Raw genomic sequence first — 12,882 nt, 5'->3', positions numbered from 1 at the left:
CCCCGCGGCCGAACGCGGCGACGGCTTCACGGACGGCGGAGTCGAACAACTCGGGGATTTCTTCGCGGGTGCGGGCGACTTTCATGCCGCGCCCGCCGCCACCGAAGGCGGCTTTGATGGCGATCGGGAGGCCGTGCTCGTCGGCGAAGTCGAGGATTTCCTGGGCGTCCTTGACCGGCTCGGCGGTGCCGGGAACGGAGGGGGCTTTGGCGCGGGTGGCGATGTGGCGGGCGGTGACCTTGTCGCCGAGGTCGCGGATGGACTGCGGTGACGGGCCGATCCAGATCAGGCCTGCGTCGATGACGGCCTGGGCGAATTCGGCGTTCTCGGACAGGAAGCCGTAGCCGGGGTGGATGGCGTCGGCGCCGGACTTCTTCGCGGCGTCCAAGATTTTGTCGATCACGAGGTAGGACTCGGCGGACGTCTGTCCGCCCAGGGCGAAGGCCTCGTCTGCCAAGCGCACGAAGGGTGCGCCTCCGTCGGGTTCGGCGTAGACGGCGACACTGGTGAGGCCGGCGTCCGCTGCAGCCCTGATCACCCGGACTGCGATCTCGCCGCGGTTCGCGACAAGCACCTTCGAAATCTGTTTACGTGCAACACCATTGGTGGACATGAGGGGTGATCCTTTATCGCGAGAAGTGAGCATTGGTGAAATACACTGGGGCAGAGGTCAGGCCGTAGCGCAGCTGGTCGGTGGGGTTGCCCCAGGCGCCGAGCGAGCTCGTCGGCGACCGGGGCACGTGCGGATGGGCCGACGCCGCAGCGATCAGCACCGCCATGAGTGCGGCGACCTCGGTGTCGGTAGGGTTGCCGCCGAACTGCACTGCCGCTGACGTTTTCGCTTCTGTGTCCTCGACTCTCATAGTGGGATGTTTCCGTGCTTCTTGGGGGGCAGGGTGACTTGTTTGCGTTCGAGCAGACGCAGTGCGGAGACGATCTGTCCGCGGGTGTGGCTCGGTGGGATGACGGCGTCGAGGTAGCCGCGTTCGGCGGCGACGTACGGGTTGACGAGGGTGTCTTCGTATTCCTGCTGCAGCTTCAGCCGGAGTGCGTCGACGTCTTCGCCGTTCTTCGCCGCTTCGAGGAGCTGTTTGCGGTAGACGAAGCCGGAGGCGCCCATGACGGCGATCTGGGCGGTGGGCCAGGCGAGGTTGACGTCGGCGCCCATGTGTTTGGAGCCCATGACGTCGTAGGCGCCGCCGTAGGCTTTGCGGGTAATGACGGTGATCTTTCCGACCGTGGCTTCACCGTAGGCGTAGAGTAGTTTCGCGCCGCGGCGGATGATGCCGTTGAACTCTTGCCCGGTGCCGGGGAGGAAGCCGGGGACGTCGACGAGGGTGATGATGGGGACGTTGAACGCATCGCAGGTGCGGACGAAGCGTGCGGCCTTCTCGGAGGCGTCGATGTCGAGGGTGCCGGCGAACTGGGTGGGCTGGTTGGCGACGATACCCACCGAGCGGCCGTCGACGCGTCCGAAGCCTACGATGATGTTGCGGGCGCGGCCTTCTTGGACTTCGAGGAATTCGTCGTCGTCGAGGATGCGGCGGATGACCTCGTGCATGTCGTACGGGGTGTTCGGCGAATCCGGGATCAGGGTGTCGAGTTCGAGGTCTTCGGCGGTGAGGTTGTCCTCGATGCCGCCGATGATCGGGTCCGAGGGGGCCAAGCGGGGCGCTTCGGCGCGGTTGTTGCTCGGCAGGTAGGACAGGATGTCGCGGACGTAGTCGAGTGCGTCCTGTTCACCGGAGGCGACGTAGTGCGCGACACCGGACTTCTCCATGTGGGTGTGGGCGCCGCCGAGTTCTTCCATGGTGACGTTTTCGCCGGTGACGGTTTTGATGACGTCGGGGCCGGTGACGAACATCTGCGAGGTTTGATCGACCATGACGACGAAGTCGGTCAGGGCGGGGGAGTAGACGTGTCCGCCGGCGGCGGCGCCCATGACCAGGGAGATCTGCGGGATGACGCCGGAGGCTTGGACGTTGCGGTGGAAGATTTCGCCGTACAACCCGAGGGAGACGACGCCTTCCTGGATGCGGGCGCCTGCGCCTTCGTTGATGCCGATGAGCGGGCGGCCGGTCTTGATGGCCAGGTCCATGACCTTGACGATCTTCTCGCCGTAGATCTCACCCAATGAGCCGCCGAAGACGGTGACGTCCTGGGAGAAGACGCAGACGTCGCGGCCGTCGATGGTGCCGTAGCCGGTGACGACGCCGTCGCCGAAGGGGCGGTTGTCGGCGAGGCCGAAGTTCTGGGAGCGGTGGCGGGCCAACGCATCCATTTCGACGAACGAGCCCTCGTCGAGCAGCGCGAGGATGCGCTCGCGGGCGGTCAGCTTGCCTTTGGCGTGCACCTTCTCCACCGAGGTTTCACCAGATGGAATCTTGGCTTGCGCTAAACGTTCTCGAAGATCCGCGAGCTTGCCCGCGGTGGTGTGTATGTCGGGCTTGGACAGGCGGGACGGGTGCGTGGTCACTGTGTGTCAATCCTTTTGTATAAGAGCTGCTCTCGATCTCCGAGATAGTGCTGTGCTGATATCGGCGGGTTCACGACGTCGGACGCCAAAAAGGGTAGTTACGCCGCACTGCATCCGTGAGCGCGGATCTACGGTGCTGCGGATCGATCTGGTTCAGAATGTGGCCCAAACGGTCGTAGAATTCATCGATGCGGATTCCGAATTCGGGAAAGATGAATTCGTGTCCGCCGCCGAACGGCGCCCAGCGCTCGGCGAATTCGAGGATCGCGGCGTCGACGGTGTTCAGCGGGGTCCGGGGCGCTCGTCGCTCATCGGCGGTCATGATGCTTCGTGTTTCACGTGAGATCCGCTGCTGTGTAGCCTTTTTCCAGGCGGTCTTTGACGTCCGTGAGGTATCGGGCGGCATCCGCTCCATCGACTATCCGGTGGTCGTAGGACAGCGATAGATGCACGGTGGGTACGACTGCGATCGTCAGATTTCCGGCTGCGTCGTACGCGGGCTTGAGGCGTTCGACGACTGCTCCGGTCCCGAGGATCGCTGATTGGGGCTGATTGATGATCGGTGTGTCGAACAACGCCCCGCGGCTGCCGGTGTTGGTGATGGTGAACGTGCCGCCGGTGAGGTCGTCGGCTCCTACTTTTCCGGTCCGCACCGATTCTGCGGCTGCTGCGATAGCGTGGGCGAGTTCGGTGATCGTCATGTTCTGGGCATTGCGAATGACGGGAACCATCAATCCTTTGGCGCTGTCGACCGCCATTCCGAGATGCACCGATCGGTGGTAGGTCACTTCGGTGACGTCGGAGTCGAGGGCGGAGTTGATGACCGGGTTCGATGCCAGCGATTCCACTGCAGCTTTGGTCAGGAACGGTAGGTAGGACAGTTTGTGTCCGGTTCGTTGGTGGAAGGCGGTCTTGTGGTCCCGCCGTAGTGCGGCGATCGTCGCGATGTCGACCTCGACGACGGTCGTCAATTGTGCTGCTGTGTGCAGCGATTCGACCATTCGAGCTGCGATGGTGCGGCGAATGCGGGGTAGTTTCTCGACCCTGACTGCACGTGCGTCGTCGGACGTCCCGGGGTTCGGCACTTCTGGCGCACCCGGGGATGTCCGACTCGAGGAATCCACTGGGGCAGGTCTGTCAGCACTGATGGTTCGGGTTGCTGTTGAACATTTTTCGTCGGACGCAGGAACGATGGCACGTTGTGGGTCAGGATCGGTCGGTAACTGTGTTTGGGGGGTGATGTCGGCTTCGGGTTGCGCAGTCCCGTGTACAGCGACCAGAGCGAGTGGGGCCCCGATCTCGACGACGGCATCCTCGTCGGCGATGATGCCGACCAACACACCGGCCACGGGAGATGCAATCTCGGTATCGACTTTGTCCGTCGCGACTTCGAGCAACGGCTCGTCGAGGTCGACGGTGTCGCCGATCTGCTTGAGCCATCGCGTCACCATGCCTTCGGTGACGTTCTCACCGAGAGCGGGCATCGGTACGGTCGTCGTTTCCTGCGTGGTCGTCATGGTTCGCTTTCCTGTGTCTTCGTCAGTGCCCGACGACGTCGAGGGCAGCGCCGACGATGGAGTCGGTGTCGATCCGGTGGTACTTGTAGACCTCGTCGAGGGAACCGACCTGCCCGAAGTTGCTGACTCCCAACGAGGTCGACGCCACTCGGTTGACTGTGGCGAGAAATGCCAGGGTGTGTGGGTGACCGTCGAGGACCGTGACCAACGGGGTGGCGCGGTCGGCCGGTAGCAGTTGGTCGAGAATCCACGATTCCGCGGTGCCGTGCCCGCGGCGGGCTTGGAGGGCTTTGTGCAGCTCGCCGGGACTGGTGATGCACAGAACGTCGGCGATGATGCCGATCTGTTCGAGACGCTGCGCTGCTTCGAGGGCTTCGGTCATCGTCGCGCCCATCGCAGCGATGGTCACCACTGCGCCCTCGCGGCGGATCAATGGATAGCCGCCTGCGACGACCTGGCGACGACGCCGCTCGCGGGCCGCCGGATCGGCGGGCACGTCGGCGAGCTTCTGGTCGACGGGGCGGGTCGACAGGCGCAGATACGCCGATGTTCCGTCGGGCCGCCCGAGTCGGTTGATGCTGGCCAGTAGTGTCCATTCGACGTCGATGGCGAATGCCGGTTCGTAGGTGATGCAGCCGGGCTGTTCGAGTCCGATGGACGGTGTCTTGATCGACTGGTGTGCCCCACCTTCGGCTGCGAGCGTCACCCCGGACGGTGTGCCGACAAGAATGGATTGTCCACCTGCATAGATGCCGTACGACCAGGGTTCGAGTGCGCGTTCGACGAACGGGTCGTACATGACGCCGATCGGGAACAACGGCTGACCCCACCGGCTCCAGGTCGCTCCGAGCTCGCCCATGAGGCCGACGAGGTTTGTTTCGGCGATGCCGAGTTCCATGTGCTGGCCGGTGGGCTTTTCGCGCCAGTGCATGATGGTTTCGGCGTCGTCCGCGAACCAGTTGTGGCGCTCGGCGGTGGACCAGACGCCGACCTTGTTGACCCAGCCACCGAGATTGGTGGTGGAGCTGACGTCGGGGCTGACGGTGATGATGCGCTTGGCGGCCTCGGGTACCTCACGAGTCAGATCGATCAGAACGCGGCCCAGCGCAGCCTGGGTTGTAGCGGTTCCCTTGGGAGTGCGGCCGATATCGGTCGGCACGGCAGGGGGAGTGGCGGCCGGGATGGGCTCGCGCCGAATGCGTTCTGCTGTTTCGGCACAAAGTTGTCCGGCGGCGGTGTCGTCAGGGAATCGGCCCCACGGACTGCTCGCGTCAGTGCCGAGTGTGCGCGCGAGCTCCTCGTACTCGTCGATGCTCAGTAGCGAGGAATGGTTCTGCGGATGGCCCTGGGTCGGGAGCCCGAAGCCCTTGACCGTGTAAGCGATGATGACGGTGGGGCGGGTGTCGTCGATACGGGAGTACGCCTCGCGGAGTGCGTCGAGATCGTGCCCGCCGAGGTTGCGGATCGACTCGACCAACGTGGCGTCCTCGACGTCGGCGATGACCTCGGCAATGGCGGCCGCGTCGGGACCGCCACCGGGAAGACGGTCACGGACTTGGTCCGCGGTGCAGCGCAGGAGCCGCTGGTACTCGGGATTGGGCATGTCCAGGATCCTGCGGCGCAATGCTTCGCCTCCGGAGCGGGCGAAGAGGTCTTCGAGCAAGCGGCCGAATTTGACGGTGATGACTTGCCAGCCGGCGGCGTCGAACATCTTCTCGAGCCTGCGCGCGGCGATGTTGGGGACGACGCGGTCCAGGGACTGGCGGTTCAGGTCGACAATCCACACGATTTCACCGAGTTCGGCGACGCCGGGGTCGATGATTGCTTCCCACACGGCGCCTTCGTCGAGTTCGGCGTCGCCGACCAACGAGTACTGACGGCCCGTACCCGCTCCGCCGAAGCTGGTGTCGACGTAGCGGCGCGACATGGCACCCCATATCGGTGCTGTCGCACCGATACCGACCGAGCCGGTCGAGTAGTCCACGGTGTCAGGGTCTTTCGACCGCGACGGGTAGGACTGCAGTCCACCGAAGGAGCGCAGTGTCGTCAAATATTTTTCGTCGAGTTCGCCGAGGAGGTAATTGATCGCGTGCAGTACCGGGGACGCGTGCGGTTTGACCGACACGCGGTCCCCGGGCTGCAACTGTTCGAACCACAAGGACGTCATGATCGCGACCATCGAGGCGCAGGAAGCTTGATGGCCCCCGACTTTGAGCCCGGTTGTGTTGGGTCGGACTCGGTTGGCGTGGTGAATGATCGACGTCGAGAGCCACAGCACCTTTTCGGCGATCTCCTGCACATCGTTCGAGGTGTTCCGTCCCGAATTGTGTTCGGCGGAAATAGTGCTGGTCATGACATGTACTCCTGAATCGATGACGTCCGGTGGGTGAATGGTTGGCTGTACCGAGCCGCAATGATGGGCAGAGGGTATGCCAGGGGCGCCGACGAGAGGGTGTGTGCGGCTACATGGTCCGCGTCCGGGTCGCGGAGCGCGTCGAGTTGCGTCCTGTCAGCAACGAGCATCAGTGCATCAGAGTGAATTCCTCTGCACAAGTGGTGATTCTGCGATTGGGCATTCTGCGTAGTTCATCGCCGCGAAAGGTGTTCGAGGTTGTGTTGCTGCGCAGCGCGGGCGACCGCCGCGCGTGTGGACGCAGTACTGAATCTGATTCGAAAATCCTCCGAGACAGTGTATTCGGCTTCGAAAGGTAAGCGCCTACGGCGCCGTCTCACATGGAGGCAGTGGGTGGTCAGCGGCTCGGAGTCGAACGTGTCATCCTTTGATCCTGATGTCCGATGACGCCCATTCCGCCTCGCGCAGTTCGTTTTTGCGAATCTTTCCGGTCGATGTGCGAGGCAGGCTGCCGACGAACTCGACCGAACTGGGCGCCTTGTAGGATGCAATCTGCGTTTTGACGTGAGCGATGACGGAGGCTTCGTTCAACCCCGCGCCCGCGTAGCTGATGACGAACGCTTTCGGTCGCTCACCCCACTTGTTGTCCGGTGTTCCCACAACAGCCGCATCCTGCACCCCTGGGTGGGAAAGGATTGCTTGCTCGACTTCGATGGTCGAGATGTTTTCGCCGCCGGAGATGATGACGTCTTTGGCGCGGTCGAGCAACTGCACGTAGCCGTCTGGGTGCATCACACCTAAGTCTCCTGAATGGAACCATCCGCCAGCAGTAGCTGCCTGGGTCGCCGCATCATCGTTGTAGTAGCCCTTCATGACCGTGTTTCCTCGCATCACGATCTCGCCCATCTCCGTGCCGTCCGCGGCGACGTCGATCAACTCTTCGTCGGGGGAGGTCGTCGTTCGAACCACTCTCAGCCGTTCGGAGGTCAACATGCCGACCCCCTGGCGTGCCATCAGCGTCGCCTGGGTATCCGAATCCAGGGCTGCCCATTCGCTTTTCGGTTCGGACAGCGAGTACGGACCGTAGGTCTCGGTAAGCCCGTAGATGTGCACGAGCGTGGCACCCAGTGCCCGGATACGCGCAATAATCGTCGGGCTCGGTGGCGCACCGCCATTACTGATCGTCAGCGGCGTTGAGAGCTGGTGGGCTCGATCGGCGTTGGCGAACAAAGTCAACACCGTGGGCGCCCCGTTCATGTGAGTGATTTCGTGATCGTCGATGAGCGTCCACATGGTGTCCGCGCGCACGGCCCGGTAGCAGATGTGCGTGCCCAATGCCGCGGTCACTGCCCAGGTGGTGCACCATCCGTTGCAATGGAACATCGGAAGCGTCCATAGATATCGGGTGTCACCGTCGAAGCCCGAGTGGTGGATGTTGCCCAGCGAGTTGAGATACGCACCGCGATGGGAGTACATCACCCCCTTCGGGCGACCTGTGGTGCCTGACGTGTAATTGATTGCTATGGTTCGGTTTTCGTCGTCGACGTCCCATGGTAGGTCCTCACCACGTGCATGGGCGAGCGCAGAATCGTAGCGGACCGGCACCCCTTGTTCTTCGTAGCGCCCGGAGGCGTCCGGCAGCTGGACCCAGCGGTCCACTGTCGAGAACGAAAGGCCTGATGCGATCACAGGTCGTAGAAGGTCTGCATCACCGAAAACGGTGCGCGCACCGGAGTGTTCCAAGATGTAGTGGATTTCCTTGGCGGACAGCCGGGTGTTGATAGCGACGAGCACCCCACGCGTCAACGGTACGGCGTAGTGCGCGATCAGTAGTTCCGCTGAGTTGGTCGCGAGGTAGGCGACTCGTTGGCCATCCGAGATTCCCTGCGCACGTAACGATTTCGCGAGTTTCTGCACCGCTGCTGCAAACTCTTCGTACGTCCATTTGCGGTCACCGTCGATGACGGCTGTCTTGGTGGGCGTGACCTCGGCGGCGCGTTCGAGAAATCGAAGCGGCGTCAAGGGCACATCGAGACCGGACACAGTTTCTCCAAGCTGTAGAGCGCTCGAGTCAGAGCGCTGCGGTCAAAGATCGATCGGATCGTTCGAGATCGTGCTGTGGGCAAGCAACTACCGGAGCACCGGCTCTGAAGAACAGGATGCGCCGGTCGTCGTCTCTCGATTGCGTTCCTCTGCTCGCGTGCGGCTGAGGTTCGCGACGACGGCCGCGGCAGCTCCTTGCATCAGCGCGTCCTGCGACACTGCCCACCGGCGGTGGAACCACGAGTAGGAGCGCAGGTAGACCACAGTGCCGCCCTCTTCGGCGATCCGTGATATCTGTTGTTCGAAGTCTTGTTGGCTGGGAGCGGCGGAGACGAACGGGTCGTGGTGTGACGATTCGATGATGACGTGCACCGGGTGGGTAGCTGTTGTACCTACGCCGACGCAGGCGAAGTGCGACGCCCCGGTCAGCTCGTCGAGGTAGTCAACGACGTGCACCGTTCCCTCGGGTACGTCCACGGTGCGGCTGGCCACTGGACGCACCCGTTCGCGGTGGCCGTCGCCGTGGTGTAGACGGTGGTGCGCGACGTCGCGAACGTCGATGATCGGGACGTCGTGTTCGTAGGCGAAGGAGGTTCGCGCGGAAGCGGCGATTTCGGCTCCGTCGTCGTCGAGCAGGGCTGCGGTCAGCGCCACCGGTTCGAGTCGGCCGAGGCGGCACAGATCCACTGCCGCCTCGAATTTCGAGCTCCGTGCGAGTGTTCCGCCGTCGGTCGTTCTGACCGTCAGGACGTGTCCGGGTCGCGTCAGGTCTGTGGGTCGACTGCCGGGACATGCGAGCGTGCGTGCGGTGCGGGCTCGATCGGTGGCGCTGATGCCCGTTCCGACACCCGCGGCTGCATCGACGGCAACACCGAAGGTGGTGGTCTGGGCACGGTATCGAGCATCAGCGGACATCGCCGGCACGTCGAGTTCGTCGGCGCGGGACGCAGGCAGGGCGGCGCATAGCAGGCCCGAGGTGTGCCGGATAGCCCAGGCCGTCCAGTGGGTGTCGGCGAGCTGAGCGGACAGCACCACCTCGGCCCCGTCGTCGTCGATGATGATTACCGGACGGCCGGCTGTGAGGGACTGCAGTGCCGCATCGAGTCGTGTGGTCGTGATCATCGGGGACGTTCCGTGGCTGCGAGAGAGCGAAAGATACTGCCATGGAACACCAATGGCTCGGCCGAGTCGTCGGCTGCGGAGTGGTGCACTTCGAGTAGGACCACGTCGTGGTCGCCGGCGGTAACGCTGGTCGAGATGGTGCATTCGAGCCACGCGGCTGCTCCGGTGAGAAACACAGCATCGGAGTCGTCGGTGAACCAGGAGGTTCCCGCGAACCTGTCCACATTCTTCGCTGCCAGCTGGCGGCTGGCCGCTTCCTGGTCGGTGGCCAAGACCGACACTCCGAGTGCGGAAGTACCCGCCAGCCGCGGCCACGTCGTAGAGGTGTGCTGGATGCAGATGGACACCAATGCCGGTTGCATCGAAACCGGTGTGAACGAGGTGGCCACGATGCCGACTGGAGAACCGTCTTCGTCGAGTGCGCAGATGGCAGCGACGCCGGTCGGATAGCGTCCGTACAGTCGGCGCAGCCGTGTCAAATCAGTATCCGTGTCGCCGGAGTCGATGGGGGACAAGCGTGTCGAGGGTGCGTGGAGCCCGTTTGTGGTCGTTCGATAGTTCATGTGAGCCGCCTCGAAGGGTTTGTGGATGTCAGGCGCCGTGATGTCGCGCGTATTGGACGATCAGCGAGGTCACTGCATGCAGGCAAGCGACGCCGATGGCGTTCGATGCCCCGTGTGGGTCTCCGAGAATGCCGGAGGGGGACATCGATTCGATGCCGTCTCGGAAGGTGCGCTCGAGAAATTCCGTGTCCACCGTTCCTGTGAATCCGCGGGCATAGCGCTTCGCTCGCACCTTCTCGGGGTGAAGGGCCAGCATCACCGACGTTTCCGCGACGTCGGCATGACCTCCGACGGATGCGCCCAGGGAGGCTATTTCGTCCGCGGTGCGGCGCCAGGCGTCGATGATCGCCTCGCCGTCGTCGAAGACGACGAGCGATAGCGGCGCTAACTTGGCAGCGAGCCGACCGCTGAATTCGCGCATGACCGGATAGTTTCCGATGTGCCCGGAGAACACGATCAGTCGCTCGAATCCGCTGTCGGTCAGGTGCGCCCCGTAGTCCTCGCACAGCGCTTCGAGGGTAGACGCCCGAATTGTCAGTGTTCCTGGAAAGCCCAGGTGATGAGGGGAGTAGCCGACCCGAATGGTGGGTAGCACCAGTGCGTTGCCGAGTTCGTGGGCGATGCGGACCGCCAACGCATCAGCGTGGTCTGCATCCATCGACAAGGGTAGATGAGATCCGTGTTGTTCTGTTGCGCCCAGGGGGAGAATGGCCGTACGGATGCCTCCCGAGATTGCCTCTCGGACTTCTTCGGTTGTCAGGTTTTCGATCCGCAGCTCGGTCACGATGTCACCTACTTGCGGCCCGTCGGCGCATAACGCGCTTGGCGGGCAATCTCGTTCTGCTCGTCACCGTCGTACAGCTCGTCGATGAGTTCGGCGAAGGATTCGAGAATCGCTGCCCGTCTGATTGTCGCTTTGGCTGTCAGTTCTCCTGCAGCGGCGGACAAGGCGCGCGGCAAGATTTTGAACTTCTTCAGCTGCAGCGGCCGCGACAATTCGGTGTTGACTTCGTCGATCCAGTTCGTCAGCGCGGCGTCACGCTCTCGCGGGGCCATCAATTGTGCTTCGTCGCTGACGCTGAGCAGCACGGTCAGATATTTGCGCCCTTCTCCTACAACTATGGCTTCCTCGATCAGCGAGCTCGCTTTGAGTCGTACCTCGATGGGCTGCGGGCTCACACTCTTGCCGCCGCTGGTCTTGAGAACGTCTTTGAGCCGGCCGATTATTCGAACTTCGCCGTGGGCGTCGATGTCGACCAAATCGCCTGTGCGATACCAGCCGTCCTCGAAAGCCGACTCGGTCGCGTCCTGATTGTTCCAGTATCCATCGAACAGACACGGGCTGCGCAGCTCGAGTTCGCCCTCCTCGGACACCCGGACGGCCCATCGCGGATCGGGCAATGCTTTGCCGATGGTGCCGGGGGTGGGGAATGCTCTATCCCATTGGGCGATAACCGACCCGCATGTTTCGGTGGTGCCGAACAGTTCGCGCAGATCGAGCCCCCACATATGCCAGAGGGCAGCTACGTCCGGTGTCATGGTTCCAGAGGCGGTCCAGCTGACCGTGATTCGGTCCATTCCGACTTTGGCGCGCAGGGGCATGAATGCATACTTCACCGCGGCATCGTTCAGCGTGTCGAGGTAGCGGGGTATCGGCCGATCAGCCCAACGGAGCGCACTGACTCGGCGGGCGACTTTCATTGCGGCAGCGTGCCGAAGACGGAAGAGGCGGCCGGATTCGGATAGTGCGTCGAGGGTCTCGCTGGCAAGTTTTTCGTGCATGCGCGGTGGCCACAGAACAGTGTTCGGCCTTACTGCACGTAGGACTTCCAGCCGCTGGTCCATGGTGCAGTACGTCATGACCAGTTTGGTCATGATGGGCGCAAATACGCCGAGCAGAGCAGGCGCAACGTGAGAGAGGCCGAGAAATCCGACCATATCGTGCCGGGTGGATCCGATGTCGGGATACGACGCGGCGAACCCCAACACCGAGTACTGCAGGGTTCGGTGCGTGTGCTTGACAGCTTTGGGTGCACCAGTCGAACCCGAGGTGAAGAACAATGCAGCCAAGTCGTCTACATGACCGGCGGCGACGAGCTGTGAAAACAGGGTGGGCTCGGCCATGCTCGACGATCGGCCGCTGTAGAGGAGTTCCACCCATTCGGTGACCTGCACGCCGCTCGCGAATCCATCGGGTGCATCGTCGAATCCGATCACCGATCGCACATCCGGTGTTTCAGTGGCCACGGCGGCGATCTTGGCGCAGTCGTTCGCGCTCTCGGCGAATATAGCCACGGCACCGGTGCTTTCGAGGGCGTGGGAGACTTCGGCAGCTGAGCTGGTCGGGTACACCCCGACAGGTACGGCGCCTATCGCGAGGATGGCCAGAGCGGCGACGACCCATTCCCCTCTGGTCGAAGACATGATCGCCACCCGGTCTCCGTGCACGATGCCCAGTCGATGCAGGCCGAGAGCTGCGTCGGTGACGGCGTCGAGATACTCTTTCCAACTGGTGGAGCGGACAGCTCCGTTCGTCCAGCTGCGGAACGCAACGCCGTCCGGTTCGCGCTCGGCACGAGTGCACAGCATCTGTGCGAACGTGCGGTCGACCGCCTCGAAGTCCGTGACATTGCGCAGTACCGGAACTGTGTCCTGACCGTCGTCCGGTGAATTCGTTGTCACTCTGTTCTCCGTATTCGTATCAAGTCGATCCGTCGGCGCGGTCGCCGCTGCGGATAGTGAGAAGCGTTCTGTTCATAGGATTGTCCGTCGACGTCCCTGTCGCCGCCACACTGTGAGCACGCTGAT

11 protein-coding genes are annotated in these 12,882 nt (G+C 63.0%); all 11 read right to left on the bottom strand.

Features of this window, described 5'->3' with window-relative positions; all coding sequences use genetic code 11:
• Positions 1-613, bottom strand: a 613-nt coding sequence (locus HQ354_RS05765) for a biotin carboxylase N-terminal domain-containing protein (protein WP_308115114.1), incomplete at its 3' end; no start/stop codon positions are given.
• A 13-nt stretch (positions 614-626) separates the two neighbouring features.
• Positions 627-863, bottom strand: a complete 237-nt coding sequence (locus tag HQ354_RS05760; RefSeq protein WP_222634318.1) for an acyl-CoA carboxylase subunit epsilon — start codon at positions 861-863, stop codon at positions 627-629.
• Positions 860-2,476 (bottom strand): acyl-CoA carboxylase subunit beta, encoded by a 1,617-nt coding sequence (locus tag HQ354_RS05755; RefSeq protein WP_222634317.1) that lies wholly within the window; start codon positions 2,474-2,476, stop codon positions 860-862. The genes HQ354_RS05760 and HQ354_RS05755 overlap by 4 nt, the downstream gene beginning before the upstream one ends.
• Positions 2,477-2,546: 70 nt before the next feature.
• A complete protein-coding gene (locus HQ354_RS05750; protein WP_114329892.1) occupies positions 2,547-2,798 on the bottom strand; it encodes a hypothetical protein in 252 nt (83 codons plus the stop codon).
• 13 nt (positions 2,799-2,811) lie between these two features.
• The gene (locus HQ354_RS05745) at positions 2,812-3,993 is read right to left on the bottom strand and encodes a 2-oxo acid dehydrogenase subunit E2 (protein ID WP_222634316.1); all 1,182 of its coding nucleotides are present in this window, start codon (positions 3,991-3,993) and stop codon (positions 2,812-2,814) included.
• A 22-nt stretch (positions 3,994-4,015) separates the two neighbouring features.
• Positions 4,016-6,346 (bottom strand): pyruvate dehydrogenase, encoded by a 2,331-nt coding sequence (locus HQ354_RS05740; RefSeq protein ID WP_222634315.1) that lies wholly within the window; start codon positions 6,344-6,346, stop codon positions 4,016-4,018.
• 420 nt (positions 6,347-6,766) lie between these two features.
• Entirely contained in the window at positions 6,767-8,389 is a 1,623-nt protein-coding gene (locus tag HQ354_RS05735) for an AMP-binding protein (protein WP_068431892.1), read from the bottom strand.
• Between the two features lie 87 nt (positions 8,390-8,476).
• Positions 8,477-9,511, bottom strand: a complete 1,035-nt coding sequence (locus HQ354_RS05730; protein ID WP_068431889.1) for a 3,4-dihydroxy-2-butanone-4-phosphate synthase — start codon at positions 9,509-9,511, stop codon at positions 8,477-8,479.
• Positions 9,508-10,026, bottom strand: a complete 519-nt coding sequence (locus HQ354_RS05725; RefSeq protein ID WP_261768475.1) for a flavin reductase family protein — start codon at positions 10,024-10,026, stop codon at positions 9,508-9,510. Before HQ354_RS05725 ends, HQ354_RS05730 begins: the two co-directional genes overlap by 4 nt.
• 76 nt (positions 10,027-10,102) lie before the next feature.
• Positions 10,103-10,858, bottom strand: coding sequence for a creatininase family protein (locus HQ354_RS05720; protein WP_068431886.1), 756 nt, complete (start codon positions 10,856-10,858; stop codon positions 10,103-10,105).
• An 8-nt stretch (positions 10,859-10,866) separates the two neighbouring features.
• On the bottom strand, positions 10,867-12,756 hold the full coding sequence (locus tag HQ354_RS05715; RefSeq protein WP_068431883.1) for a long-chain fatty acid--CoA ligase: 1,890 nt from the start codon (positions 12,754-12,756) through the stop codon (positions 10,867-10,869).
• Positions 12,757-12,882: the final 126 nt, after the last annotated feature.

The sequence above is a fragment of the Rhodococcus sp. BP-261 genome, from assembly GCF_019835205.1.
GTDB lineage: Bacteria > Actinomycetota > Actinomycetes > Mycobacteriales > Mycobacteriaceae > Rhodococcoides > Rhodococcoides kyotonensis_B.
This window is presented reverse-complemented; position numbering and strand designations above follow the sequence as displayed.